The sequence below is a fragment of the Streptomyces sp. NPDC034043 genome, from assembly GCF_055575675.1.
The window spans coordinates 103864-130133 of sequence record NZ_JBVISF010000009.1; the positions used below are offsets into that span (position 1 = coordinate 103864).

Below are 26270 nucleotides of genomic sequence, written 5' to 3' on the forward strand. Positions count from 1 at the left end.
TGGGCGCGGAGTCGCCGTCGAAGTCTGCGGTGCGGGAGGTGTCCGGCGCGCTGGTGCCCATCGCCGTATCCGCCGGGGGGTTAACCCCACCCCGCCCCCCGGCGGCCCCCGCTCGTATGAACCAGTTAAGGGCCTCGCGGGACCTTCGGCCTCCTCCGCCGGGACGAACGTCCCGTGGGCCCAAATGCTGAGCTACCCCTAGGGGTTGTCCACCCTGCGGGGGACCCGGGGTAGGGGACACCGGCGGATCCGGCGGCCGCGAGACGGGGATACCGCCCGGTGCGGCCCGGTGAGATGGTGTTCCCCGCAGACGAGGGGAACGTGGTGGAAGCAGGAGAAAACGGCGCGGAAGCCGCCGCGGAAGGGGCGGCGGAGCCCATCGGCCCGACCAGAGGAAAGGTTTCCGCAGGCCGCCCCGGACCCGGACCGGCCTCGGGGCGGAGCTCGGGGCAGGCCTCGGGGCGGAGCTCGGGGCAGGGCGCGGCGGCCGGCTCCCGGGAGGGCTCCGGACCCGACGGCGCCGCGCGCGGGCGGCCGCCCGCCCGGGTGGTGGTCTCGCTGATGCTGAGCATGGCCCTGGTCGCGCTCGACAGCACCATCGTCTCCACCGCAGTCCCGCAGATCGTCGGGGACCTCGGCGGTTTCTCCGTCTTCTCCTGGCTGTTCTCCGGCTACCTCCTCGCCGTCACCGTCACCCTCCCCCTCTACGGCAGGCTCAGCGACACCTTCGGACGCAAGCCCGTCCTGCTCTTCGGTATCGCCCTGTTCCTCGCCGGCTCCCTGCTGTGCGCGTCCGCCTGGAACATGGCCGCCCTCATCGCCTTCCGGATCGTCCAGGGGCTGGGCGGCGGAGCCCTGCAGAGCACCGTGCAGACCCTGGCCGCCGACCTCTACCCGCTGCGCGACCGCCCCCGCATCCAGGCCCGGATGACCACCGTGTGGGCGAGCTCCGCCCTGCTCGGCCCGGCCCTCGGCGGACTGCTCGCCGCGTACGCGGGCTGGCGCTGGACCTTCCTGATCAACGTGCCGCTGGCCGGGCTGGCCCTCTGGCTGACCGCCCGCCACCTCGTGGAACCCGTACGCTCCCCCGGCCGCCGGGGCCCGGTGGACTGGGCCGGGGCGCTCGCCGTCTTCGCCTGCGGCGGGCTGCTGCTCTTCGCGCTGGTGCAGGGCGGAGTGGCCTGGCCCTGGCTGTCGGCGCCCTCACTGGCCCTGCTCGGCGCGAGCGCGGTCCTGGCCGCGGTGGTGGTCCGGGTGGAGCGCCGGGCCGAGGAACCGATCCTGCCCGGCTGGGTGTGGCGCCGGCGCACCATCGCCGCGGTGAACCTGGCGATGGGGGCGCTGGGGCTGCTGATGGTCGCCCCGATGGTGTTCATGCCGACGTACGCGCAGTCCGTACTCGGGCTCGGCCCGGTCGGAGCCGGGCTCCTGACCGCCCTGATGACCCTGAGCTGGCCGCTGTCGGCCGCCTTCTGCCAGCACGTGTACCGGCGCATCGGCTTCCGCGACACCGCCGCCCTGGGGATGGGGCTGGCCTCGGTGATCCTGTTCGCCTTCACCCTGCTCCCCCACCCCGCGCGGCCGTGGCAGCCCGCGCTGGTCATGCTGCTGCTGGGCGCCGCCCTCGGGCTCTTCCAGCTGCCGCTGGTGGTCGGGGTGCAGTCGACGGTGGGCTGGGCCGAGCGGGGGACCACGACGGCCTCGGTGCTGTTCTGCCGCACCGTCGGGCAGAGCGTGGGGGCCGCGCTGCTGGGCGCGGTGGCCAACGCGACCGTCGCCGCCCGGCTGGCGCACACGCCGCTGCCGGGACTGCCGGAGCGCCTCGACGACGTGTCGCGGGCCCTGGCGGAGCCGGGCGGCCTGGCGCCGGCCGCCTCGGAACACCTGCGGAGGGCGGTGGCGGCCGCGGTGGAGCACATCTTCCTCGGCGCGACGGCCGCCGGGGTGGCGGCGCTGCTGGTGCTGCTGCTCGTGGCACCGCGCAGGTTCCCGGTCCTGCCGGAGCACGAGTAGAACTTGTCATGTTCGGTCGCAGTGGGTGACCCTCTTGCCCAGGACCGTTTTCCGGGGGGACGCCATGACATCCGCACTCTTCGCGCTCGCCTTACTGGCCGCCCTGACCGTACCGGTGGCCCTGCGCCTGCGCCGCCGGCCGGGCTTCGTCACGGGCCGCGACGGCCGGCTCTCCACCTCCATCACCATGGCGCTCGCCTGGACGGTGATCCTGGTCTGGCTGCTGCTCACGGTCCTCGCGTACGGGCTGACGGCCGGCGGCGGCATCGCGTACTTCCGCGGTACCGGCTCCGACGGACCGCTGTCCCCGCTGACCTCGGTGTACCTGCCCCTGCTCGGAGGCCCGTACGTGGCCCTGATCGCCGCCAAGGCGGTCGTCGGCCTCCGGGTGGAGAACGGCAGCATGGCCAAGCCGGCCCCCCGGCCCACCCCCGGAGGCCGGCGCCCGCTGCGGGACCTGATCGCGAACGACAGCGGCCGGACCGACCTCATGGACCTCCAGTACGTGGCCCTGAGCGCGGTCACGATGCTCTACGTCGTCCTCTTCTTCCTCGCCGACGTCGGCGGCGGGCTCCCCGGCCTGCCCTCGGAGATCTGGGCGCTGACCGGCGCTCCGGCGGGGGCCTACCTGGTGAACAAGGTGGCCACCCGCCCCAACCCGGTGATCACCGACGTCACGGTCTCCCCCGACGGGCTGCTCAGCGTCGAGGGCGGCGGCTTCACCGAACCCCGCCTCACGGTGGACGACACCCCGCTCCAGGTGACCCGGGATCCGGCGACGGGCACCCTCACGGCGCCGCTCCCGGCGACGGCGAAGCCCCCGTTCACGGTGGTGGCCGTCTCGCGCGGCCTGCGGAGCGACCCGTACCGCTACGAGGGCTCCACCCCGGCGGCATGACGGGGGCCCGGCACCCTCGGGTGCCGGGCCCCTCGTTCGCCAGGGGGATCAGCCCAGCCGGCGGAAGGTGGACTCGATGTAGTCGTCCTCCTCGTCACCGGCTTCGCTCTCCTCGCTCTCGGCCGGCGCCTGAGCGGGGGCCTCGGCGGCGTCCTCGCGCTTCTGCTCCTGCTCCTGCTCGGCGGCCTCGAAGCGGACGGCGACGGCCTTGAAGTCGCCCGCCATCTCCCCGGGGCCCGCCGTCGCGACGGGCTGGCCCTTGCAGACCGCGTTGTCGAAGAGCAGGGCCACCTTGTCGGTCTCGTTGACGACCTCCTCGATGGAGGCGCCGTCGGTCACGGCCAGCACGTGGCACCTGCCTTCGGTCAGGTCGCTCACCTGACCGCTCGTGCTGGCACCGTCCTGGAGGAAGGTGTAGTTGAAGGCCCCGCCGTCGTCCGCGAGAGCGGATCCGGCGGTCGGCAGGACGAGGGTGAGGGCTCCGACGAGGGCTACGGCGGTGGTGCGAAGACGCATGAGGGGATTCCGTTCTTCTGTTCCACGGGCGGATGCGGGTCCGGTGGCATCCGGGAGGGAGCGTAAGAGCGCGACGCGATGCCGAAACGTTTCCTCAACCGGAGCGCGCCCCGAGGTTCACCCACCCTGCCCCCCAGGCCCGCTCCTAGGACCGGAAGCCCACGACCCCGAACCCGGGCCGCCCCCCGGCCTGCCGCAGCCAGCCCAGCACGTCCTCGACCGCCTCCGCCACCGCCCGCTCCAGCAGCGGGACGTGCCCCCGCCGCTTGGTCTCCTCGAACTGCTCGAGCGCCTTCACGCACTGCTCGTACGTCCACTCGCCGCAACCCGGCGTGTACGTGTACGGCAGCCCGCCCGGCAGGTCCGCGAAGTCGAAGTCCTCGACGGAGACGGCGTCGATCCCCAGCGCCCGCAGCCCCGCGTCGACCATCGCCAGCCAGTCACCCCGGTACGGGCAGAAGGCGGAGTTGTCGAGGAAGGAACCGGTGAGGCCGCAGAGCCGCTTGTAGGCGTAGGCGTACTGGAAGGCGTGCTCCTGGTCCGTACTGAACGGACCCCCGTACACCACCGCGTGCAGCGCTTCGTACGCGGTGGGCGCGCCGCGCTCGATCTCGGTGTCGAACCAGTCGTCGGCCCGCGCGAGGTCGTCGGCGAACCGCTCCCGGACGATCTCCAGCAGCGCGTCGTCACGGGAGCCGACGAGGGCGTGGGTGGCGTTCAGATCCAGCAGGTAGACACTCAGCGAGGAACTCATCCGGCGAGGCTAACCCCGCCCACTGACAGGTCACTCGGCCAGCCAAAACACCGCCTCATGAACCGACGAGACGGCCGGCCGGACAACGGACGCAAGGGGGAGGGGACGGGGTGGGGTGTCGTCCGGGGCTAAAACGAGATGAATTCGGCGCCCGGTACCCCGTACACCTCAGACCCGGAACGGGCGCCGAACATCGAAGCCCGCCCCGGACGACACCCCACCCCGGCACCGCCCCCGACCCACCCGAAACCACCCGACCGAACCCCGCCCGGCCGGGCACCCGCCCGACAGGGCAACCCCGCCCACCCCCGAACCGCCCGGCCAGGGCAACGGCCCGGCCAGGGCAACGGCCCGGCCAGGGCAACGGCTACCCCTCCGCCGCCGCCCGCCCCGTCAGCGCCGCCAGGCTGGACCGGACGTGGCTCATGTGGGCCCGCATCTCCTCCTCCGCCTCCGCGTGCTCCCGCAGGATCCGTTCCGTCTCCCGCCCCGTCCGCTCCTCGGCGACCCGCGCCTGCGCGATCAGCTCCTCCGCCCGCGCCTCCGCGTCCTCCTGCCCGTGCCGCGCCGACTCCTCCGCCTCCGCGTACCCCCGCCGCACCTCCGCCAGCCGCGCCTGCGCGTTCCGCTCCAGTTCCGCGTACCGCGCGTCCAGTTCCTCCGCCCGCGCCGCCAGCTCCCGCCCCGCCGCGTCCCACCGCTCCGCCTGCTCCTGTTCGAGCTCCGCGAGCAGCGCCTGCGCCCGGCGTGCCGCCTCCGTCAGCGCGGCCTGCGCCTCGGCCCGCCACTCCGCCGCGTCGTCCCGCGCCTCCGCGCGGATCGCGTCCGCCTCCCGCTGCGCCCGCAGCAGTCCCTGCCGCGCCCGTACCTCGGTCTGCTCGCGCACCGCCTCCGCGTCGTGCCGCGCCAGCTCCGCCACCCGGTCGGCATGCGCCTCGGCCGCGCCCGCCGCCTCCAGCGCGTCCGCCCGCGCGTCCTCCCGCAGGGCCCGCGCCTCCTCCTGTGCCAACTGCAGGATCCGCCGCGCGCGCTCGCTCAGCTCGTCGTACGTCTGAGGAGCCAGCGCGGCCACCGCCGCCCGCAACCGCTCGGCCTCCGCCTCCATCTGACGGGCCAGCACGGTCAGCCGCGCCACCCGCTCCCAGGCCTCGTCCCGGGCGCCGGACAGCCGCGCGAGATACCGGTCGACCTCGTCCGTCCGGTAGCCGCGACCGCGCACGGTCGCAAAGGGTGCAGTCATCCTGGAGCGCCTCTCTCGCGGGGATTGCTGTCAAGGATGCGTCATTTGCTCGCAGAAGCCGGAATGGCCGGGCCGGGTCCCCCGCACGAGGGGACCCGGCCCGGCCACGCCTGCCGTCATCCGGTCAGAGCAGTCCGTCCCACATCTGCTCCAGCAGCACCGACCACCAGCTCTCCGGCGAAGCCAGCGCCGCGCTGTCGAGGCCGGCCAGATTCGCCTGGAAATCGACGGTCCAGCGCCCGGCCTGCTCCGGCGTCAGATGCTGGCGCAGACGCCACATGTGACCCAGCATCGCCAGCGACCGCGCGAACTGCGGCAGGCTCGAGTTCACGAACTGCGGCGGCACGGGCGCCCCGCCGGGACCGGCCTCGACCGGCACCGCCACTATGTGCGCGGTCCCGTACTGCACGCACAGCGCCTTGCCGAAGTCGCTGCCCACGACCAGGTACGAGCCCGCGTCCGACGCCGGCTGCACCCCCCGCTGCGCGGCCATCTCGGCGAGCGTCGGCACCGGCTGGCCGGGCACCGCCTGCGCCCAGAAGAACGGTCCGAAGTCGATCGGCAGGCCCGCCCACATCAGGGTCTGCGCCACGATCTCCGGTACGCCCTGCCGGGACACCGCCCGCTGGTCGAAACGGAACACCCCCTGCGGCCCGAAGGCCCCCGCCAGCTCCTGCGCGATCGCGTCCATCGGGATCGCCGGCTGGAGCGGGACCTGCGGCAGCGGCGCCCGGACCGGCGCGGGGCGCGCGGGTCCGTCCGCCACCTGGTGCAGCTCACCCTGATGGGTGAGCAGGTGGCGCATGCCCTGCTGACGGCCCGCGTGGTCGGTGCCGTACGGGGCCACGCTCGTGATCCGCACCTGCGGCCAGGTCTCCCTGATCATCCGGGCGCAGTAACCGCCCGGCAGCTCACAGGAGGCCAGCTCGGTGTGCAGCTCCAGCACCTGCTGCGGCGGCACGTTCATCGCGCGCAGCTCGTAGAGGATCTGCCACTCGGGGTGCGGGGTACCGGGCGCCGAGCGGCGGATCAGCTGCTGCTCGGAGCCGTCGGGCGCACGGTAGCGCAGCACCGCCTGGTAGCCGGGGCCGACCGTGGGCGCGCCGGACGGGGCCTGCGGCTGCCCCACGGGACCGGGCGGCGGGCCGGGAGGCGCGCCGGGCGGGCCGGGCGGCTGCGGCACACCGGGACCGGCCAGCATGGTCGCGGCATGGTGCGCCCCGCCCCCCGGGGCACCGGGAGCACCGGGGGCACCGGGGGCACCGGGCGGACCCGGCGGACCGGGCGGCTGTACGACGGCGGGACCGGCCAGCATCGTGGCGGCATGGTCCAGCCCCCCGCCCGGCGAACCCGGCGCGCCGGGAGCCGCGGGAGCACCCGGCGCACCAGGAGCCCCAGGCGGACCGGGAGGCGCCGGCGGCCCACCGGGCGCCGCCAGCATGGTCGCGGCATGGTGCGCCCCGCCCCCGGGAGCACCGGGAGCACCGGGAGCACCGGGAGCACCGGGAGGCGCGGGCGGAGTCGGCGCGCCCGGCGGACCGGGAGGCGCCGGCGGGCCCGGCGGCTGTACGACGGCGGGACCGGCCAGCATCGTGGCGGCATGGTCCAGCCCCCCGCCCAGCGAACCCGGCGCACCCGGAGCCGCAGGAGCACCAGGGGCACCAGGCGGGCCGGGAGGCGCCGGCGGCGTCCCCGGAGGAGCCGGCGGCCCACCGGGCGCGGCCAGCATCGTGGCGGCGTACTGCGCCCCGCCGCCGGGCGCACCGGGCGCACCGGGCGCACCAGGGCCCCCGGGCGCCCCGACCGGAGCCGCCGGCGGGGCCTGCGGCGGCTGCTGCGGCTGCGGTTGGGGTTGCCGCGGCGCCGGCGCCGCGGCCCCGCCCGGCGCGGAAACACGGGCCCTGCTCGTCGGCGCGTCGGCGATGTCCGCGGCCGACTCCGGAACCGCCAGCGCCGGGGCCACGGTCGTCTTCGGCAGCTGGCTGCCGCCCGCCATCAGCGTGGTCTTCGCCTCCGGGGCCACCCTGGGGGCCGAGGGCGCGTCGTCCAGGTCGGACCCCGACAGCGGCGGCGCGAACACCGTCGCGGGCAGCGGTACGGAGCCTTCGTCGGCACCGGAGTTGACATCGGTCCCCGCCCACGGCGTGGACCCGGCCGGGACCCCGTCGTTCGCGGTCGGCTCGTAGGGCACCTCGCCGCCGCGGCTCAACGGAACCGGAGCCTCAGCAGCAGCCGCCCCGGAAGCACCCGAAGCGGAACCCGAAGCCGCAGCACCCGCCCCCGAGGCGGAACCCGAAGCCGCACCCGAGGCACCCGCACCCGCCGGCGGAATCCCCGCCCGGTCCGCCGCCTCCTGCAGCCACTGCGGCGGGGTCAGCATGAACGAGGTCTGCTCCGAGTCGATCCGCGGCGGCGGAACCGAAGCCTCCGCGGCCGCCGACGCGGCAGCCGCCCCGTATTCCTCCTCGTACCGCCGGATCACCTCGCCCACCGGCAGCCCCGGCCACAGCGTCACCTCACCGCTGTCCCGCGCGATGACCAGCCGCTGCCGCCCACCACCGGACACCGGACCGGCCGCCCGGTCCTCGGCCCACACCACGAAGCCGAGCCCGAACTCCCGTACGCGCACCTCGCGGTGCTGGTACGCGGGCACGTCCCCGTTGATCCACTCCTCGGCGCGCTCCTGCGCCTGCGCGAACGTCACCACGGCGCCCCTCACCCCTCACCCATACCGGCGCCGGACACTGCAACCGAACGCGCGAATCCGCCGTCCACCATCAGACCGGCCACCGTCTCCAGCTCCGGCGGGTTACCCGCCAAGCGCTCCAGGAAGGCATCGAAATCGGCACCGCACGGAAGCAGCAGACGCTCCACCCGCTCCTGCACCGACCAGCCGTCCCGGTCCCGCGCGTCGTCGTACGGGGAGAACCAGACGGAGCCCACGCCCTCGCCCTTCACCTTCACCGCGAGCAGCCCGCCCTGCACGAAGGCCACGCACAGGTAGTCCTTCGTCAGGTGGTCCCGCAGACACTTGTTCACGTACACGAGGTCGTTGACCGCCGCCTCCTCACGCACGGTGAAGAACGGCTGGTCCACCAGCAGCCCCAGCTCCACCAGCAGCCCCGCGCCCACGGGTGCGCAGCCGCCCGCCGCCTTGAGGAACGAGCGGTAGGCCTCCGGGAGCCGGTAGCCGAGGTCCTCCTCGACCCCCTGCACCTGCGACTCCGACACCGATACCAGGGCCTTGGGCAGCCCCAGGTGCGCCGGGCGCGCCTCCTGGAGGGGCCGTGCGCCGCGCTTGTCGTGGTCGACGGGAGCCGTCGCCAGGCCCGCGTGGTGCCTCAGCAGCGCCTTCACCTCGACGGGGACCAGCTCCATCCGGCGGGAGCCGGCCACGTGGTGCCAGGTCCAGCCGTGCGGGGTCGCCACCGGACCCACCGTGTCCCACAGCGGATGGCCCGCCGCGCGCATCGCCGCGTTCGCGGACACGACGTCCGTCAGGCGCAGCTCGTCCACGCCGAAGCCCTCCGGGGGCTCGGCGATCTCGACGGCGGCGCGCGCGTAGCGCGAGAAGTCGGGATGACCGTTGCCATCCATCCGCACTCCGTGGGGATGCCGAGCGGCCCGGACCGGGTCCGGGAAATGCACGACCTGCCCCGAGTAAGCGGCGTTGGGTGGCGCGGCCTGCTGCCCGAGCCGACCTGTCGTCATGGCGGTAGCCCCCTGCTGGATCTGGCTGGTTCACCACAGCCTATGTGTTCCGGCAAGACCCTCACCCGCCCCCGAGCCCCGCACGCGCCCCGGGGGCGGGAACATCCGAATTGATACGAATATTCGACCCCGCTTCCGTGCGACAGGTGACATTTGACAGGCTGTCCCGCAGCACGGGGGCGTGCGCGACAGCGACCAGCACCGCCGCCACGGGAGGGAAGAGCAACCATGCAGACCGCGACCACACAGACCGCGACCGCACAAAACGCGGTGGCCCGCACCGGCCGCCCGCAGCCGGCCGGGGCCGGCCCCGTCGGCGATCCCCGGCTGCGCTGGAGCAGCGCGGGCGGCACCCACACCCCGCCCGTGCTCCGCTTCCGCCGCGACGGCATCCTGCCCACCGTCGCCGCCGCGCTCTCCGTCCGCGGGGAAACCCTCACGGGCACCGCCGCCAAGGGCGAGCGGCCGCCCGCCCTCCACCCCCTCGTCCAGGACTTCCTCGACACCCTCACCAGCGGCCAGCGGGAACGCTTCACCGGCCGCTGCCCCGAGGCCATCCTGCTCTCCCGCCACCTCGCCGCCGTCGAGGGGGCCCGCAGCAAGCGCGCCTCCCGCAAGCCCCTCTCGGCGAGCGAAGCCCGCCGCTCCCTCAAGCACGCCCGCATCACCGCCCGCCGCATCCGCGAGGACGGCGACCCCCTCCACGGCACCTACGCACCGCCCTGCCGCTCCTGCGACGCACTCCTCAGCCACTTCGGCGTACGCCCCGTCGACCTCACCCACCCCGAGTAGCCGCCATGACCGCGTCCTCCGCCTCCTACGACCGCTCCTCGGCCACCCGGTTCCCCGGCCCCGTGGACTCCGCCCTGCGCACCGCCGGATGGGAACCGGGCCGCTGGGACATCAAGCAGGCCGAGTACTGGGCCGACTCCCTGCGCGACCACACCACCCCGGCCGGCCACCGGCACACCGTCTTCCCCGCCGCCGTCGAGGCCTGGGCCGAGTTCGGCGGCCTCACCCTCACCGCCCCGGGCCCCGGCCGGCAGATAGCGCCCACACCCGTGCACGTGGACCCGCTGACCGGCCTCCACCTCGCCCGTACCTTCGCCGACCTCGGACGCGCCCTGTCCACCGAGCTGTGCCCGCTCGGCGCCGGCACCGACGGCGGCTCCCACCTCGCCATCGACCGCGAGGGCCGCGTCTACCTCATCGACCACACCGGTGACTGGTACCTCGGCGCCGGACTCGACGAGGCCCTCACCCTCCTGCTCACCGGCCTCCAGCCCGCCCGCCTCACCACCGGCTGACGGCCCCGGCCGCCGGGCGCCGTCCGCCGCGCCCGGGTCCCGGCCTGATCCGCCGGCCCCCCTACCGGGCCGGCAGCACCGCCGACACCCTGAACCCGCCCCCGTCCGTCGGCCCGGACACGAACACCCCGCCCAGCCCCAGCACCCGTTCCCGCATGCCGATCAGCCCGTTCCCCCCGCTGGGCAGATCGGCGCTCCGCGCCTCCCCCTCGCACGGCCCGTTCTCCACCTGCATCGCGACCTCGCCCTCCCGGTGCGCCAGCCGTACGACGACCCGCGCGCCCGGAGCGTGCTTGTGGCAGTTGGTCAGCGCCTCCTGCACCACCCGGTAGGCCGTCTGCTCCACCTCGGGCCGATAACCGCTCCTCTCGCCCCGCACCTCGACCTCCACCACCATCCCGGCCGCCCGGGACTGCCCCACCAGCGCCTCCAGTTCCCCCAGCGACGGCCCCTCCTCCGCACCGCCCGCCGGCAGCACCGGCCGCGGCTCGGACACCGGCCGCTGCTTCTCCGGAGCCCGCAGCACCCCGAGCATCTCCCGCAGCTCCGTCAACGCCTGGCGCCCCATGTCACCCACCAGCGCCGCGTTGCGCGCCGCCTTCACCGGATCCTTCGCGGCCACCGCCTGGAGCGCCGCCGCGTGCACGACCATCAGCGACACCCGGTGCGCCACCACGTCGTGCATCTCCCGCGCGATGCGCGTCCGCTCCTCCTGGCGCGCCCACTCGGCCCGCTCCTCGGCCCGGTCCGCCAGCAGCGACAGCTCCCGCTCCAGCGAGTCCGCCCGCTCCTGCAGGCTCTCCATCAACCGCCGCCGCGCCCCGACGTACAGCCCGAGCAGGACCGGCGGCACGGTCAGCGCCACCGCCATGAACACGGACAGCACGATCACGAGCGTGCCGTCGGCCTCCACGTCCCGGCGCGTCTGCACGTACGTCACCACGAACGTCCCGGCCAGCGACATCGCGGCCAGCGTCGCGAGGATCCGCCGGGGCACCTCGCAGGCGGCCAGCGTGTACAGCCCCACCACGCCCAGCAGGAAGCCCATCGTGGCCGGCGTGACGGCGATCCCGACCAGCACCACCGCGATCGGCCAGCGCCTGCGCAGCACCAGCGCGGATCCCGCCAGCGCCCCGAACAGCACCCCGGCCCACATCGGCACCCCGGCCTCGCGGGCCGTGGGCACCCCCTCGAAGGCGCATTCGACGGCCGACGCCACCCCCAGCCCCACGTCGAGCACGGCCGCCCGCCGCCGCTTCCACCACCAGGGCCCGTCCCGGCCCGTCCCCTCGCGCTCTTCCCCCGTACTGGTCATGCGGTCCAGCGTACGCAGCGGCCGCAGCACGCCGCCGGTCGGAAATCAAGAAGCGCGGCCCCCGGACCACCCGGAAGAATCGCCGCAGGAGCACGGGGAGGAACTGCCGAGGCTGCTGGGTGATTTACGACGGCCGAAGCGCCGGTATCCACCGTCGCGTCGAGGGGGCCCGGTGCGGCATAGTAGGGGCGTCCCACCCGAACCGGGAAGATCGAATGTCCGGTTTGAGTTGGTTGGCTGTCCCCTGTGGTGTAATCGGCAGCACTGAGGTTTTTGGTACCTTAAGACCGGGTTCGAGTCCTGGCAGGGGAGCACATCACGTACGGGTCCCGGCCCAGCGGTCGGGACCCGGCCTCGTTTCCGGGCCGTGACCCCCCGCTATCCTTCACGGGTCCACCCCCGAAGCCGAAGGGCCCACCCGTGAGCGCAACCCGCCCGGCAGCCGTCGTCGTACTCGCAGCGGGTGAGGGCACCCGCATGAAGTCGGCCACACCCAAGGTTCTGCACGAGATCTGCGGGCGCTCGCTCGTCGGTCACGTGGTCGCGGCCTCCCGCGAACTGGACCCGACCCACCTCGTGGTCGTCGTGGGTCACGCCCGCGAGCAGGTCGCCGCGCACCTGGCCGGCATCGACGCCGGCGTCCGCACCGCCGTCCAGTACGAGCAGAACGGCACCGGCCACGCCGTCCGCATGGCCCTCGAGGAGCTCGGCGGAGCGGTCGACGGGACCGTCATCGTCGTCTGCGGCGACACCCCCCTGCTCACCGGCGAGACGCTGCGCACCCTCGCGGCCACGCACGAGGCCGACGGCAACGCCGTCACCGTGCTCACCGCCGAGGTCCCCGACTCCACCGGCTACGGCCGCATCGTCCGCGACCCGGCCACCGGCGCCGTGACGGCGATCGTCGAGCACAAGGACGCCACCGACGCGCAGCGCGCGATCAGGGAGATCAACTCCGGGGTCTTCGCCTTCGACGGCGCGCTCCTCGCGGACGCCCTCGGCAAGGTCCGCACCGACAACAGCCAGGGCGAGGAGTACCTCACCGACGTGCTCGGCATCCAGCGCGAGGCGGGGCACCGGGTCGGCGCGGCGGTCGGCAGCGACCACCGCCAGATCCTCGGGATCAACAACCGGGTGCAGCTGGCCGAGGCGCGGGCGCTGCTGAACGCCCGTCTGCTGGAGCGGGCGATGCTCGCGGGCGTGACGGTCGTGGACCCGGCCGGCACGTTCGTGGACGTGACGGTGACGTTCGGGCAGGACGCCCTGATCCACCCGGGTACGCAGCTGCTCGGCACGACGCACATCGGCGAGGGGGCCGAGGTCGGCCCGAACACCCGCCTGAAGGACACCCGCGTGGGCGCGGGCGCGCGGGTCGACAACACGGTGGCCGACGGCGCGGTGATCGGCGACGGGGCGACGGTCGGCCCGTTCGCGTACCTGCGGCCGGGTACGGATCTCGGCCGGAAGGCGAAGGCCGGTACGTACGTGGAGATGAAGAACGCGACGATCGGCGAGGGCACGAAGGTGCCGCACCTCTCGTACGTGGGTGACGCGACCATCGGCGAGTACACGAACATCGGCGCGGCGAGCGTGTTCGTCAACTACGACGGCGAGCACAAGCACCACACCACGGTGGGCTCACACTGCAAGACGGGTTCGGACAACATGTTTGTGGCTCCCGTCACCATCGGGGACGGCGCCTACACGGCCGCCGGCTCGGTGATCACGAAGGACGTGCCGCCCGGCGCGCTGGCCGTGGCCCGTGGCCAGCAGCGGAATATCGAGGGTTGGGTGGCCCGCAAGCGTCCCGGCAGCGCGGCCGCGAGCGCCGCGCAGTCGTCGGCGGAGAAGGACTCCGGCAGCCATTGAGGTGAACTGACCGGAAACAGGTACGCCCGGGACGGCGTACCGTGATAGGTGCACGCAATTCGGCTGGCTCACCGTGTGCGGGACGGACGCACACGGGGGCGAGCAGCTTTCACACGTCTGAGGAGACAGTGCTGTGACCGGGATCAAGACGACCGGCGAGAAGAAGCTGATGCTCTTCTCCGGCCGCGCCCACCCCGAGCTGGCCGAGGAGGTCGCACACCAGCTCGGTGTCGGCCTCGTGCCGACCAAGGCTTTCGACTTCGCGAACGGCGAGATCTACGTCCGTTTCCAGGAGTCTGCTCGTGGCGCGGACTGCTTCCTGATCCAGAGCCACACGGCTCCGATCAACAAGTGGATCATGGAGCAGCTGATCATGATCGACGCGCTGAAGCGCGCGTCGGCACGCTCCATCACCGTGATCATCCCGTCCTACGGGTACGCCCGCCAGGACAAGAAGCACAAGGGGCGCGAGCCGATCTCGGCGCGCCTGGTCGCGGACCTGCTGAAGACCGCGGGCGCGGACCGGATCCTGACGGTGGATCTGCACACCGACCAGATCCAGGGCTTCTTCGACGGCCCCGTGGACCACCTGTCGGCCCTGCCGGTCCTCGCGGACTACGTGGGCGCCAAGGTGGACCGCACCAAGCTGACGATCGTCTCCCCGGACGCCGGCCGCGTGCGCGTGGCCGACCGCTGGTGCGACCGCCTGGACGCGCCGCTGGCGATCGTGCACAAGCGCCGCGACAAGGACGTCGCCAACCAGGTGACCGTCCACGAGGTCGTCGGCGAGGTCAAGGGCCGTGTCTGCGTGCTGGTCGACGACATGATCGACACCGGTGGCACGATCTGCGCCGCGGCCGAGGCGCTCTTCGCGCACGGCGCGGAGGACGTCATCGTGACGGCGACGCACGGCATCCTGTCGGGTCCGGCCGCCGACCGCCTGAAGAACTCGAAGGTGAGCGAGTTCATCTTCACCAACACGCTGCCGGACCCCTCGGACCTGGAGCTCGACAAGATCACGGTCCTGTCGATCGCCCCGATGGTGGCGCGCGCGGTGCGCGAGGTCTTCGAGGACGGCTCGGTGACCAGCCTGTTCGAGGAGCAGCAGTAGGCCTGAGGGTCCCGCTCTGACCTCCCGCTAGATCCTTTTGGGCACGGCCTCCCCGCCGGGTACACTCGATGAGTTGCTCGGCGAGGGAGGCCGTACCCGTTTTCCGGTACGGACGCTCCGTTATCGACGCGCTCTTCGTAGCAGGCCGTTTCGGCCGGGTGACCTCTGTCCGTTTTCGTCACCCCACGAGGAGTGAACATGTCCGAGATCAAGCTTTCCGCGAAGCTCCGCGACACCTTCGGCAAGGGCTCTGCCCGCCAGTCCCGTCGTGACGCCCTGACCCCGGGCGTCATCTACGGCCACGGCACCGCCCCGCAGCACGTCGGCGTCGAGGCCCACGCGCTGATGATGGCGCTGAAGACCCCGAACGCGCTGCTCTCCCTGGACATCGAGGGTGCCGGCACCGAGCTGGTCATCCCCAAGGCCGTCCAGCGTCACCCGCTGCGCCGCAACATCCAGCACGTCGACTTCCTGATCGTCCAGAAGGGCGAGAAGGTCACGGTCGAGGTCGCCGTGGTGACCGAGGGCGACCTCGCCCCCGGCGGCAACCTGCTGGAGACCCTGCTGTCGACCATCACGGTCGAGGCCGAGGCCACCCACATCCCGACCGAGGTCACCGTCTCCATCGAGGGCCTCGAGGCCGGTGCCGCCATCCACGCCAAGGACCTGGTCCTGCCGGCCGGCACCACGCTGGCCGTCGACGGTGAGACCGCCGTCCTGCAGGTCGTCTCCCCGCAGGCCGAGGAGCCGGCCGCCGAGGCCGCCGAGGGCACCGAGGCCTGAGTCTCGCCCCACCCCCTCAGCAGTTGCTGACCGACCGCCGTCCGGCTCCACTGGAGCGGGACGGCGGTCGTTCTCGTTCACGGGCTTAAGGAGTTTTTGATGTCGGACGACGCGGCGCCGTGGCTGATCGTCGGTCTCGGTAACCCGGGGGCGGAGTACGCCGGCAACCGCCACAACATCGGTTTCATGGTGGCGGACCTGCTGGCGGAGCGGATCGGCGGGAAGTTCAAGGCGCACAAGGCGCGGGCGCAGGTGGTCGAGGGCCGGATGGGTCCGCCGGGACCGCTGAACCGGCGGGTGGTGATCGCGAAGCCGATGTCGTTCATGAACCTGTCCGGTGGACCGGTGATGGCACTGCGGGACTTCTACAAGGTTCCGCTGGAGCGGATCGTGGCGGTCCACGACGAGCTGGACATCGACTACGCGACGCTGCGGCTGAAGCTGGGCGGCGGGGACAACGGCCACAACGGGCTGAAGTCGATGACGAAGGCGATGGGTGCGGACTACCACCGGGTGCGGTGCGGCATCGGGCGCCCGCCGGGCCGGATGCAGGTCGCGGACTTCGTGCTGAAGGACTTCTCGTCGACGGAGCGCAAGGAGCTGGACTGGTTCGTGGACCGGTCGGCGGACGCGGTGGAGTGCCTGGTCCAGGAGGGCCTGGAGCGCGCCCAGTCGGCCTACAACTCCTGAGCTGCCGGACTCCTGGTCTCCCCCTGCCTTCCCGTGACGCGCAGGAAGCCCCCGCCGGTTCCGGCGGGGGCTTCCTGTGCGTACGGGGCCGGTCAGCCGGTGTTGCGCAGGCCGGCGGCGACGCCGTTGACGGTGAGCAGCAGGGCGCGGGCGAGCAGCGGGTCGGGCTCCTCGCCCCGGGCCGCGGCCTGGCGCTGGCGGGCCAGCAGGGAGACCTGGAGGTAGGAGATGGGGTCCAGGTAGGCGTCGCGGACGGCGAAGGTCTGCTGGAGGACGGGCTGGGAGTCCAGGAGCTTCTCCCCGCCCGTGATGCGCAGGACCTCGCGGACGGTGAGTTCGTGCTCGGCCTCGATGCGGTCGAAGACGTGCTTGAGCTCGTCCGGGACGAGGGTGTCCACGTAGTGGCGGGCGATCCGCAGGTCGGTCTTGGCCAGCGTCATCTCGACGTTGGACAGGAAGTTGCGGAAGAAGTGCCAGCGCTCGCCCATCTCGGTGAGGACGGTGTCCTGCCCGGCTTCGCGCAGGGCCTTGAGGCCGGAGCCGACGCCGTACCAGCCGGGGACGATCTGGCGGGACTGGGTCCAGCCGAAGACCCACGGGATGGCGCGCAGGCCGTCGAGGCCGGCGCCGGAGTCGGGGCGGCGGGAGGGCCGGGAGCCCAGGTGGAGGTCGGCGAGCTGGTCGACGGGGGTGGCCGCGAAGAAGTACGCGGGCAGGTCGGGGTCCTCGACGAGTGCGCGGTAGGCGCCGTGGGCGGCGTCCGAGACGATGTCCATGGCCGCGTCCCAGCGGGCGAGGGCGTCGTCGGACTGGCGGGGGGCCGTGTGGAGGGCGGAGGCCTGGAGGGTGGCCGCGACGGTCAGCTCCAGGTTCTCGCGGGCCAGGGACGGGACGAGGTACTTGTCGGAGATGACCTCGCCCTGCTCGGTGACCTTGATCTCGCCCTCCAGGGTGCCCCAGGGCTGGGCGAGGATCGCGTCGTGCGAGGGGCCGCCGCCGCGGCCGACGGTGCCGCCGCGGCCGTGGAAGAGGCGCAGGCGGACGCCGTGGCGGTGGGCCACGTCGCGCAGCCGGCGCTGGGCGCGGTGGATCTCCCACTGGCTGGTGGTGATGCCGCCGAACTTGCTGGAGTCGGAGTAGCCGAGCATGACCTCCTGGACGTCGCCGCGCAGGGAGACCAGGCGCCGGTAGGAGGGGTCGGCGAGCATCTCGTCGAGGATGACGTCGGCGGCGCGCAGCTCGTCGGTGGTCTCCAGCAGCGGAACGATGCCGATCTTGGCCCAGCCGGCGTGGAGGTCGAGGAGGCCCGCCTCACGGGCGAGGACGGCGGCGGCGAAGACGTCGTCGGCGCCCTGGCACATCGAGATGATGTAGGACTCGATGACCTCGGGGCCGAACTTCTCGAAGGCGTCCTTGATGGCGGTGAAGACGCCGAGGGTCTTCTGTCCCGCCGCGTCCAGGGGGGCCGGGGTGGGCGCGAGGGGGCGGCGGGAGCGCAGTTCCTTGGCGAGGAGCTTCTGCCGGTAGTCGCGCGGCATGTCGGCGTAGCGCCAGGACTCCTCGCCGAGGCGGTCGAAGAGCTGTCCGAGGGCGTGGTGGTGGGCGTCCGCGTGCTCGCGTACGTCCATGGTGGCGAGCTGGAGGCCGAAGGCGGCCAGGGTGCGGATGGTGCGGTCCATGCGGCCGTCGGCGAAGAGGGCGCCGCGGTGTTCGCGCAGGGAGGTCTGGATGAGGGTGAGGTCGGCGAGGAGCTCGGCGGTGCCGAGGTAGTCGCGGCCTTCCTCGTGGGGGATGCCCTTGGCGAGGCGCTCGCGGGTGTTGAGGAGCTTCTGGCGGATGCAGGTGGCCTTGAGGCGGTACGGCTCCTCGGCGTTCAGCCGCTTGTAGCGGGGGCTGATCTCGGGGAGGCGTTCCAGGTCGGCCTGGAGGGAGGTGAGGAGTTCCTCGGTGGCTCCGGTGTAGCGGATGGAGTTGGAGAGGAGTCCGCGCAGGAAGTCGACGAGTTCGAGGGCGTCGGTGATGCCGTGCTCGTGCTGGAGGATCAGCACGTCGCGGGTGACGTCGGGGGTGACGTTGGGGTTGCCGTCGCGGTCGCCGCCGATCCAGGTGCCGAAGGTGAGCGGGCGGGTGCCGGCGGGCAGCTCGACGCCGACGCGCTGGAGCTCGGCGGCGAGGTCCTCGAGGACGTCGCCGACGGCGCCGGCGTGGAGCTCGTCGAGGTAGTAGATGGCGTTGCGGGCCTCGTCCGCGGGCTCCGGGCGCACGACGCGCAGCTCGTCGGTCTGCCAGACGAGGTCGATGTTCTCGGCGAGCCGCAGGTCGTGGCGGCGGCGGTCGCCGGCGCCGGTGACGGGCTCCTCCAGGAGGGCGGCGATGCGGCGGAGCTTGTTCAGCACGCTGCGGCGGGCGGCCTCGGTGGGGTGGGCGGTGAAGACGGGGCGGACGTTGAGGTTCTTGACCGTCTCGCGCAGGTGCTCGGGGTCGGCGTCCTTGAGCATGTCGGCGGTGCGGGCGAGGAGCCCGCCCTCGGCGGCGCGGTGGGCGCGCAGCTCCTTGCCGCGGTGCACCTGCTCGGTGACGTTGGCGAGGTGGAAGTAGGTGGAGAAGGCGCGCACCAGCTTGGCGGCGGTCTCCAGGTCCGTGTCGCCGAGGAGGGCCGCCGCGGCCTCGCCGTCGGTGCGCGTCAGGGCGCGGACCCGTTCGACGAGGTCGAGGAGTTCCCGGCCCTCCTGGCGGACGAGGGTCTCGCCGAGGAGGTCGCCGAGGCGGCGGATGTCCGCGCGCAGCTCCGCGTTCGCCGTCTCCGCCGTCCGTGTCGCGGCGGCGGGATCGGCGGGCTGGGTGACGGGGGCCTGGGCGGCCTGGTCAGCACTGCTCACAGGTGCGGCTCCTTGCAGTGTTCGAGCGCTACTGGGCTGTGGGCTCCCGGGGGTGCGCGGCCATGCCGGTCGTGCTGCGCAGCCCGGGCTGCCCGTGCGGACCGCGCTGTCCGACGACACCAGGATAGGTGTCCCGTCCCCGTGCCCGGGCAGGGTGCCCGCCCTTTGGGCAGGCCGGGGGCCCGTCGCGCGGGTCCTGTTGCCGGGCGCGCCGTATTTGCCATACTTACGTTGCCGTAGGTTACGGCTCCGTAGGTCAGGCGCGCGCCGCGCCGGCCGCCTTCTCACCCCCCAGGGGACCCCATGACCCTCAGCCCGGAACTGATCGAGGACTCCTCGTCGCCTTCCGCGCCCTCCGCGACGCGCGGTGGCGAACGGAAGCGCTCCGCGGAGCAGATCGCACTGCTTCTCTTCATCACCGTGCCGTTCCTGGCGCTGCTGGCGGCGGTGCCGCTGGCCTGGGGCTGGGGGGTGACGTGGCTCGACCTGGGCCTGATGGTGTTCATGTACTTCCTGGCGTGCCACGGCATCACCATCGGCTTCCACCGGTACTTCACGCACGGCTCCTTCAAGGCGAAGCGGCCGCTGCGGATCGCGCTGGCCGTCATGGGCTCCATGGCGGTGGAGGGGCCGCTGGTGCGGTGGGTGGCCGATCACCGCAAGCACCACAAGTACTCCGACCACGAGGGCGACCCGCATTCTCCGTGGCGGTTCGGCGAGACGGTGCCGGCCCTGATGAAGGGCCTGTGGTGGGCGCACATCGGCTGGCTGTTCGACGAGGAGCAGACCGATCAGCAGAAGTACGCCCCCGACCTGGTGAAGGACCCGGCGATCCGGCGGATCAGCCGCGACTTCGTCCTCTGGACGGTGGTGTCGCTGGCGATCCCGCCGCTGGTGGGCGGTCTGGTGACGATGTCCTGGTGGGGCGCCTTCACGGCGTTCTTCTGGGGTTCGCTGGTGCGCGTGGCGCTGCTGCACCACGTGACGTGGTCGATCAACTCGATCTGTCACGCGGTGGGCAAGCGGCCGTTCAAGTCGCGGGACCGCTCGGGCAACGTGTGGTGGCTTGCTGTGCTGTCGTGCGGGGAGTCCTGGCACAACCTGCACCACGCCGACCCGACGTCGGCGCGGCACGGCGTGCTGCGCGGTCAGGTGGATTCCAGCGCGCGGCTGATCCGCTGGTTCGAGCTGCTGGGGTGGGCCTCCGACGTGCGGTGGCCGTCCGGGGCGAGGATCGACGCCCGGCGCAAGGAAGAGACGCCGAACCCGGCATGATGGGGGACGTGGCGATCGACGGCAGCAGTTCCAGCAGCGACAAACCCAGGCGGGGCCGCCGGGTCCGGATGACGGGCGCCGAGCGGCGTCAGCAACTGCTGGACATCGGCCGCACCCTGTTCGCCGCGAAGGGCTTCGAGGGCACGTCGGTGGAGGAGATCGCGGCCAAGGCCGGGGTGTCCAAGCCGGTGGTGTACGAGCACTTCGGGGGCAAGGAGGGGCTGTACGCGGTCGTCGTGGACCGCGAGATGCGCCAGCTGCTGGACGGGGTGACGAGCGCGCTGACGGCCGGGCATCCGCGGGAGCTGCTGGAGCAGGCGGCGTTCGCGCTGCTGGACTACATCGAGAACTACACGGACGGTTTCCGGATCCTGGTGCGGGATTCGCCCGTGGCGCAGTCGACGGGCACCTTCGCGTCGCTGATCAGTGACATCGCCACTCAGGTGGAGGACATCCTGGGGCTGGAGTTCAAGGCCCGGGGCTTCGATCCGAAGCTGGCCCCGCTGTACGCGCAGGCGCTGGTCGGGATGGTGGCGCTGACGGGCCAGTGGTGGCTGGAGACGCGGCGGCCCAAGAAGCCCGAGGTGGCGGCGCACCTGGTGAACCTGGCCTGGCACGGGCTGGAGAACCTGGAGGCGAAGCCGCGGCTGGTGGGGCACCGCAAGAGCTGAGCGCGTACGAACGACGTGCGACGGCGCCCCGTCACCGGACGTTCCGGTGACGGGGCGCCGTCGCGTCGTGGCGTCGTACGGGTACCCGGCCGTGCGGGGCGGTGCCGACCCGTGCCGTGCGGGGCGGTGCCGGCCGTGCGGGTCCGGGTCGGCCGGCGGCCCCGGCGGTCGTCAGCCCGCCGGCGGCCCGTCGGCCCCGGGGGCGTGCGGTTCCAGGAACTCCAGCCGGTTGCCGACCGGGTCGTGGGAGTAGAAGCGGCGGTGGCCCGGCAGGTTGTCGTCCCGGACGACGTCGGCGCCGCGTTCGCGGAATCTGTCCGCGTACTCCTCGATCCCGGTCACCCTCAGCCCCGGGTGGGCCTTGCGGGCGGGCCGGAAGTCGTCCTCCACGCCGAGGTGCGGCCGTACGCCTCCGGCCGCGAACCAGCAGCCCCCGCGCGCGGCGAGGACGGGCGGTTTGGAGATCTCCCGCATGCCGAGGACGTCTTGGCAGTACGCGCGCAGCGTGTCCTCGGATCCGGGCGGGGCGGCGAGCTGCACGTGGTCGACGGCGGTCAGCACGGTCATGCCTCCTTGTGGGCGACGGCGAAGATCCGGCGGAACGGGAAGACGGTGCCCCGGGGGCCCGGCGGGTAGGCGGCGCGCAGGATCTCGCGGTATTCGGCGAGGAAGCGGTCGACGGCCTCCCGGTCGTCGCCGAGGGCGGTGAGGACGGGCCGCAGCGCGGTGCCCTTGACCCAGGCGAGGACGGGGTCGGTGCCCTGGAGGAGCTGGGAGTACGTGGTCTCCCAGACGTCGACGGCGCAGCCCAGCTCGGTGAACCGGGCGAGGTACTCGGCGGGTTCGAGCAGGTGGATGTAGCGCGCCCCGAGCCCGGCGAGGCGGTCGTGCCAGCGCGGGGTGTCGCACAGTTCGGCGAGCAGCCGGTGGCTGGGGGCGGTGAAGTTGCCCGGGATCTGGAAGGCGAAGGTGCCGCCGGGGCGCAGACCGTTGATCCAGGCGGCGAAGGAGCCGGGGTGGCTGGGCACCCACTGGAGGGCCGCGTTGGACACGATCAGGTCGTAGGTCTCCTCGGGCATCCAGTCCGCGAGGTCGGCGGGGCGGAAGTCGATACGGCCGCCGCCGGGGGTGGGGCCGGCGTAGTCGGCGGAGGCACGCTGGAGCATCTGCGGGGAAAGGTCGAAACCGGTGATACGGGCCTCGGGCCAGCGGTCGGCGAGGAGGGCGGTGACGTTGCCGGGGCCGCAGCCGAGGTCGGCGATGCGGGGGGCGCTGGAGGGGAGCTCGGGTATGCGGTTCATCAGGTCGAGGAAAGGGCGCGTGCGGTGCCCGGCGTGGTGGAGGTACTGCTGGGGGTCCCAGACGGGTGCGGAGCCGTCGCGGGTGTGGGCGCGCACGGCCCGCGCGATATCGGAATGCATGTTCGAGCCTCCCTACTCGTGGGGCGATCGGAAGCGGAAGCCGTTCCGGCCACGTCCATGCCCCATGCTCGGCCGGAATATATCTCGATGTCAAGATTCTTGATCCGAAGAGACTTCACGTCGACAGACCCCGTACACTGATCGGCATGGAGGACGAGGTCGACCGACTGGTCGCGGCATGGCGGCGAGAGCGCCCTGACCTCGACGTGGAACCGCTCGAAGTGCTCAGCCGCGTCAGCCGGCTCGCGCGCCACCTCGACCGGGCCCGCAGGCTCGCCTTCTCCGAGCACGGCCTGGAACCGTGGGAGTTCGACGTGCTCACCTCGCTGCGGCGTGCGGGCGCGCCCTACCAGCTCTCCCCCGGACAGTTGCTGACGCAGACGCTCGTCACCTCCGGCACCATGACCAACCGCATCGACCGGCTCGCCAAGAAGGGCCTCGTCGAGCGGCTTCCCGACCCCAGCGACCGGCGCGGAGTGCTGGTCCGGCTGACCCCCGAAGGGCGCGACCGCGCCGACCAGTCCCTGGCGGGACTGCTGGCCCAGGAACGCGCCATCCTGGCCCAGCTCTCCACGACGCAGCGGGGCGAGCTCGCAGGGCTGCTACGCCAGTTGACCGCTCCGTTCGACAACATCCCCGGCTAGCTCCGCGGGACGTACGCCGGCCCGCCGGGCCAGCGCCACGGCGGCCAGGGTGGAGTGGACCCCGAGCTTGCCCAGCACGTTCTGCATGTGGGTGCGCACGGTGTGCGGGGACAGGAACAGCCGCGCGGCCACGTCCTTGCGGCCCAGGCCCGCCACCATGCAGCGCAGCACCTCGTGCTCGCGCGGGGTGAGGGACTCCACGAGCCGCTCGCTGTCCGTACGGTGCTTGCGGGCGGCCGTCAGCTCCCGCAGCACCCCGGTGAGCAGCGCGGGCGGCAGGTGGGTCTCCTCGCGCAGCACCCCGCGGATCACGGCCAGCAGGCGCTGGAGCGAGCAGTCCTTCGCCACCCACCCCGACGCCCCCGCCTGCAGGGCGAGCGCGGCCCGGCGCGGATCGTCGCGTTCGGCGAGGACCACGGTGCGCACGCCGGGGTGCGCGCCCCGTACCCCGGCGACGAGGGCGATCCCGTCGGCCGGCGGGGCCGGGCCGGAGCCCGCTTCCCGCTGGCCCGGAACGGCCTGCGGCGCGGCCGCGCCGGCGCCGAGGTCGGCGTCGACGAGGAGCACGTCGTAGCGCCGGCCTTCGGCCACCGCGCGCTCGAGGCAGCGCGAGGCCGCCGGACCGCTGCCGGCCGCGGACACGTCCACGTCCGGCTCGGCCGCGAGCGCGGCCGCCAGAGACTCGGCGAAGATGCGGTGGCCATCGACCACCAGGACCCGGATACGAACCACAAAACCCCCAAGGGTCGGGGAACGGACGACTACGGGTACGGCGCCCGGCCGGGTGGGCCACAAGCCCGCGGCCGCCGCCGCGACATCTGTGCACTACCCCGGACCGAACGCCGTACCCGGCGCGTCTCGACCCCTGAAACAACACCGGCCCCCACCGGTGTCTCGCATCAGCGTAGAGGGGGCGGCGTCTCGCGGTTGGCCGAATAGCAGAAGTTTTTCGCCCCGATTTCCGGCGGGGAGGTCCGCGACGGCCTTCTCGGTGGCTTGTTTTCGTCTGTCCGGAGGGCTGGGGAGGCGGATTCCCGACGGGCGCGTGCCGCGGGCAGTTGCACGGGGTGCATTTCACCCGGCGTACGCACGCCGGGCGCCCGCGCGCGGCGCCTGCGGCCCGCGCCCGGCCCTTACGCGTGCGCCCCCCAAGCCGTCGGGCTGTGGGGGGCGCACGGAAGGAGCCGGAGCGTCAGGAGCGCTGCTCGCGGGCGAAGTTCCAGGCGTCGGTCACGATGTTGGTGAGGTCCGAGCGGGTGGGGGTCCAGCCGAGGCGCTCGTGCGCCGTGCGGGCGGAGGCGACGAGGACCGCGGGGTCTCCGGCGCGGCGCGGAGCGACCACCTCGGGGATTTCCCGGCCGGTGACCTTGCGGACCGTCTCGATCACCTCGCGGACCGAGAAGCCGCTGCCGTTGCCGAGGTTGCACACCAGGTGCTCGCCCTCGGCCGCGACGCGCAGCGCGGACAGGTGGGCCTCCGCCAGGTCGGCGACGTGGATGTAGTCGCGGACGCAGGTCCCGTCGGGGGTCGGGTAGTCGTCGCCGAACACCGAGATGGCCTCGCGCTCGCCGAGGGCGACCTGGAGCACCAGCGGGATCAGGTGCGTCTCGGGGTCGTGGCGCTCTCCGAACTCCCGGTAGGCGCCGGCCACGTTGAAGTAGCGCAGCGAGACCGCCGCGAGGCCGTGCGCCGCGCACTCCCCCGCGATCATGTGGTCGACGGCCAGCTTCGAGGCCCCGTACGGGTTGGTCGGCGCGGTCACCGAGGTCTCCGTCAGCACCCCGCCGGACGGCTCCCCGTAGGTGGCGGCGGTGGAGGAGAAGACGAGCCGGCGCACCCCGGCCTCGCGCATCGCGGTCAGCAGGGCGAGGGTGCCGCCGACGTTGTTGTCCCAGTACTTGCCGGGGTTCACGACGGACTCGCCGACCTGCGAGGAGGCCGCGAAGTGCAGCACCGCGTCGTAGGAGGAGTCCAGGTGGTCGGCGGCGTCCTGGATCCGGCCGTTGATCAGGGTGGCGCCGGCGGGGACGCCCTCGGCGAAGCCGGTGGAGAGGTTGTCGAGGATGGCCACCTCGTGTCCGGCCTCCAGCAGATGGGCGGCCACGACGCTGCCCACGTATCCGGCACCGCCGGTGACCAGGTACTTGCTCACTCGCACTCCTACATCTCGCGGAAGCACGCGGATGCGCGTGCCCTGGTGACTGGCTTACCGGATTCCGCGCTTCCGGGGAAATCGCGGCCGTTCGAACACCGTACCCGGACGGCCGGGACCGGCCCGCGTCCGGCCGGGCGGGCAGGGGTGGCCCCCCGGGGCCGGGCGGACGCCCCCACGCGGCGGGGCTCAGCCCTCGGACGGCTCCCCGGGCCCCTGCGGCCGCTGCCGCGCGGGCAGCGCGGCCCGGTCCAGCAGCCCGGTACGGGCGGCCAGCGCGGCGGCCTCCAGCCTCGATCCCACGCCGAGCTTCATCAGGACCCGCTGCACGTGGGTACGGGCCGTGCTCGGCGCGATGGCCATGCCGGCGGCGATGAGCCGGGTGTCCTCGCCCTCCGCGACCCGGACCAGTACCTCGGCCTCGCGCGGGGTCAGCAGCCGCAGCAGCCGGCCGGCCTCGTCGTCGGGCTGCGCAGCGGGGTTGAGGAGCTCCGCGAAGGCGCCCTGGAGCAGCTGCGGGGCGATCGCGACCTCCCCGGACCGGGCCTTCGCCAGGGCCCGCTCGACGCCTTCGATGCGCTCGTCCTGGCGGACGTACCCGGAGGCCCCGGCGGCGAAGGCGGCGGCTATCCCGCGCGGGCTCGGGACGGGCCCCAGGACCACCACGGCGATCTGCGGGCGCTCGCGCTTGATCCGCACCACCGGCTCGAAGACGCCGGGCTCCGCCGGGGTGGCGGTGCCGAACAGGCACACCTCCGGGGCGCGGCCGATGACCAGCTCGGCGGCGCCGGCCGCCGGTGCCGCCGCCGCGAGCACGCGGTGCCCGCGCAGTTTCAGGGCCGAGGCGAGCGCCTCGGCCAGCAGCCGGTGCTCGTCGACCACCACGACCCGTACGCCCATCAAGGCTCCCACCCCAGATCCATCTGACCCGGCAAGCTACACGCTTGTTCGACGGGGCGTGCCGGTTACCGTGCGAAAGCCCCCGATCGGTGGGTACCGTCCGGGGGCTTTCGGCGTGGGG

The 26270-nt window shown here is 73.3% G+C and carries 23 protein-coding genes and 1 tRNA gene; 12 read left to right on the forward strand and 12 right to left on the reverse strand.

Going from position 1 to position 26270, the window contains the following annotated elements; genetic code table 11:
* The first annotated feature begins 324 nt into the window (after nucleotides 1–324).
* Both ACZ51S_RS22060 and ACZ51S_RS22065 read left to right on the forward strand, forming a co-directional pair.
* A complete protein-coding gene (locus ACZ51S_RS22060; protein WP_468803615.1) occupies nucleotides 325–2013 on the forward strand; it encodes an MFS transporter in 1689 nt (562 codons plus the stop codon).
* Between the two features lie 64 nt (nucleotides 2014–2077).
* Nucleotides 2078–2911 (forward strand): hypothetical protein, encoded by an 834-nt coding sequence (locus tag ACZ51S_RS22065; protein ID WP_468961761.1) that lies wholly within the window; start codon nucleotides 2078–2080, stop codon nucleotides 2909–2911.
* Between the two features lie 48 nt (nucleotides 2912–2959).
* On the opposite strand, the gene ACZ51S_RS22070 is transcribed toward ACZ51S_RS22065, so the two are convergent.
* The 5 genes from ACZ51S_RS22070 to ACZ51S_RS22090 form a co-directional block, all read right to left on the reverse strand.
* Nucleotides 2960–3427 carry a hypothetical protein gene (locus tag ACZ51S_RS22070; RefSeq protein WP_468478790.1) on the reverse strand — a complete coding sequence of 156 codons (468 nt, stop codon included), beginning with the start codon at nucleotides 3425–3427 and terminating at the stop codon, nucleotides 2960–2962.
* Between the two features lie 145 nt (nucleotides 3428–3572).
* The gene (locus tag ACZ51S_RS22075) at nucleotides 3573–4181 is read right to left on the reverse strand and encodes a DUF7691 family protein (RefSeq protein WP_468478789.1); all 609 of its coding nucleotides are present in this window, start codon (nucleotides 4179–4181) and stop codon (nucleotides 3573–3575) included.
* 367 nt (nucleotides 4182–4548) lie between these two features.
* Nucleotides 4549–5421 (reverse strand): DivIVA domain-containing protein, encoded by an 873-nt coding sequence (locus tag ACZ51S_RS22080; RefSeq protein ID WP_468961764.1) that lies wholly within the window; start codon nucleotides 5419–5421, stop codon nucleotides 4549–4551.
* 124 nt (nucleotides 5422–5545) lie between these two features.
* Complete coding sequence (locus ACZ51S_RS22085) at nucleotides 5546–8128, reverse strand: SUKH-4 family immunity protein (RefSeq protein ID WP_468961766.1); 2583 nt, start codon at nucleotides 8126–8128, stop codon at nucleotides 5546–5548.
* Between the two features lie 8 nt (nucleotides 8129–8136).
* Complete coding sequence (locus ACZ51S_RS22090; RefSeq protein WP_388939230.1) at nucleotides 8137–9132, reverse strand: SMI1/KNR4 family protein; 996 nt, start codon at nucleotides 9130–9132, stop codon at nucleotides 8137–8139.
* A gap of 228 nt (nucleotides 9133–9360) precedes the next feature.
* Here ACZ51S_RS22090 and ACZ51S_RS22095 point away from each other — a divergent pair, with 228 nt between their 5' ends.
* Nucleotides 9361–9924 carry a YwqJ-related putative deaminase gene (locus tag ACZ51S_RS22095; protein ID WP_468476636.1) on the forward strand — a complete coding sequence of 188 codons (564 nt, stop codon included), beginning with the start codon at nucleotides 9361–9363 and terminating at the stop codon, nucleotides 9922–9924.
* Between the two features lie 5 nt (nucleotides 9925–9929).
* Nucleotides 9930–10439 (forward strand): SUKH-3 domain-containing protein, encoded by a 510-nt coding sequence (locus ACZ51S_RS22100; protein WP_388939233.1) that lies wholly within the window; start codon nucleotides 9930–9932, stop codon nucleotides 10437–10439.
* A 61-nt stretch (nucleotides 10440–10500) separates the two neighbouring features.
* On the opposite strand, the gene ACZ51S_RS22105 is transcribed toward ACZ51S_RS22100, so the two are convergent.
* Nucleotides 10501–11754 carry a histidine kinase gene (locus tag ACZ51S_RS22105; RefSeq protein WP_468961768.1) on the reverse strand — a complete coding sequence of 418 codons (1254 nt, stop codon included), beginning with the start codon at nucleotides 11752–11754 and terminating at the stop codon, nucleotides 10501–10503.
* A 240-nt stretch (nucleotides 11755–11994) separates the two neighbouring features.
* Here ACZ51S_RS22105 and ACZ51S_RS22110 point away from each other — a divergent pair.
* The 5 genes from ACZ51S_RS22110 (at nucleotide 11995) to pth (ending at nucleotide 16207) form a co-directional block, all read left to right on the forward strand.
* A tRNA-Gln gene (locus tag ACZ51S_RS22110) sits at nucleotides 11995–12066 on the forward strand.
* 108 nt (nucleotides 12067–12174) lie between these two features.
* Nucleotides 12175–13623 carry a bifunctional UDP-N-acetylglucosamine diphosphorylase/glucosamine-1-phosphate N-acetyltransferase GlmU gene (gene glmU, locus ACZ51S_RS22115; protein WP_468961770.1) on the forward strand — a complete coding sequence of 483 codons (1449 nt, stop codon included), beginning with the start codon at nucleotides 12175–12177 and terminating at the stop codon, nucleotides 13621–13623.
* A 133-nt stretch (nucleotides 13624–13756) separates the two neighbouring features.
* The gene (locus ACZ51S_RS22120; protein WP_361600702.1) at nucleotides 13757–14734 is read left to right on the forward strand and encodes a ribose-phosphate diphosphokinase; all 978 of its coding nucleotides are present in this window, start codon (nucleotides 13757–13759) and stop codon (nucleotides 14732–14734) included.
* Between the two features lie 198 nt (nucleotides 14735–14932).
* Nucleotides 14933–15517: a 50S ribosomal protein L25/general stress protein Ctc gene (locus tag ACZ51S_RS22125; protein ID WP_388939237.1), complete on the forward strand. Its 585-nt coding sequence runs from the start codon at nucleotides 14933–14935 to the stop codon at nucleotides 15515–15517.
* Between the two features lie 99 nt (nucleotides 15518–15616).
* Nucleotides 15617–16207 carry an aminoacyl-tRNA hydrolase gene (pth, locus tag ACZ51S_RS22130; RefSeq protein ID WP_468961772.1) on the forward strand — a complete coding sequence of 197 codons (591 nt, stop codon included), beginning with the start codon at nucleotides 15617–15619 and terminating at the stop codon, nucleotides 16205–16207.
* Between the two features lie 92 nt (nucleotides 16208–16299).
* Here pth and ppc read toward each other — a convergent pair whose 3' ends face one another.
* Nucleotides 16300–18993 (reverse strand): phosphoenolpyruvate carboxylase, encoded by a 2694-nt coding sequence (gene ppc / locus ACZ51S_RS22135; protein ID WP_388939563.1) that lies wholly within the window; start codon nucleotides 18991–18993, stop codon nucleotides 16300–16302.
* A 396-nt stretch (nucleotides 18994–19389) separates the two neighbouring features.
* On the opposite strand from ppc, the gene ACZ51S_RS22140 reads away from it, so the two are divergent.
* Nucleotides 19390–20361 (forward strand): acyl-CoA desaturase, encoded by a 972-nt coding sequence (locus ACZ51S_RS22140; RefSeq protein ID WP_468476640.1) that lies wholly within the window; start codon nucleotides 19390–19392, stop codon nucleotides 20359–20361.
* A complete protein-coding gene (locus ACZ51S_RS22145; protein ID WP_468803611.1) occupies nucleotides 20358–21032 on the forward strand; it encodes a TetR family transcriptional regulator in 675 nt (224 codons plus the stop codon). Before ACZ51S_RS22140 ends, ACZ51S_RS22145 begins: the two co-directional genes overlap by 4 nt.
* A gap of 171 nt (nucleotides 21033–21203) precedes the next feature.
* On the opposite strand, the gene ACZ51S_RS22150 is transcribed toward ACZ51S_RS22145, so the two are convergent.
* Both ACZ51S_RS22150 and ACZ51S_RS22155 read right to left on the reverse strand, forming a co-directional pair.
* Complete coding sequence (locus ACZ51S_RS22150; protein ID WP_468476641.1) at nucleotides 21204–21599, reverse strand: VOC family protein; 396 nt, start codon at nucleotides 21597–21599, stop codon at nucleotides 21204–21206.
* A complete protein-coding gene (locus ACZ51S_RS22155) occupies nucleotides 21596–22453 on the reverse strand; it encodes a trans-aconitate 2-methyltransferase (RefSeq protein WP_468476642.1) in 858 nt (285 codons plus the stop codon). Before ACZ51S_RS22155 ends, ACZ51S_RS22150 begins: the two co-directional genes overlap by 4 nt.
* Before the next feature lie 146 nt (nucleotides 22454–22599).
* Here ACZ51S_RS22155 and ACZ51S_RS22160 point away from each other — a divergent pair, with 146 nt between their 5' ends.
* On the forward strand, nucleotides 22600–23097 hold the full coding sequence (locus ACZ51S_RS22160) for a MarR family winged helix-turn-helix transcriptional regulator (protein WP_125603002.1): 498 nt from the start codon (nucleotides 22600–22602) through the stop codon (nucleotides 23095–23097).
* On the opposite strand, the gene ACZ51S_RS22165 is transcribed toward ACZ51S_RS22160, so the two are convergent.
* The 3 genes from ACZ51S_RS22165 to ACZ51S_RS22175 form a co-directional block, all read right to left on the reverse strand.
* Nucleotides 23056–23829: a LuxR C-terminal-related transcriptional regulator gene (locus ACZ51S_RS22165; RefSeq protein ID WP_468476643.1), complete on the reverse strand. Its 774-nt coding sequence runs from the start codon at nucleotides 23827–23829 to the stop codon at nucleotides 23056–23058. The two genes, ACZ51S_RS22160 and ACZ51S_RS22165, sit on opposite strands and share 42 nt — an antisense overlap.
* Before the next feature lie 460 nt (nucleotides 23830–24289).
* Nucleotides 24290–25249 carry a UDP-glucose 4-epimerase GalE gene (gene galE, locus ACZ51S_RS22170; protein WP_468476644.1) on the reverse strand — a complete coding sequence of 320 codons (960 nt, stop codon included), beginning with the start codon at nucleotides 25247–25249 and terminating at the stop codon, nucleotides 24290–24292.
* 189 nt (nucleotides 25250–25438) lie between these two features.
* Nucleotides 25439–26149 carry a response regulator transcription factor gene (locus ACZ51S_RS22175; RefSeq protein WP_388939565.1) on the reverse strand — a complete coding sequence of 237 codons (711 nt, stop codon included), beginning with the start codon at nucleotides 26147–26149 and terminating at the stop codon, nucleotides 25439–25441.
* Between the last annotated feature and the right edge of the window lie 121 nt (nucleotides 26150–26270).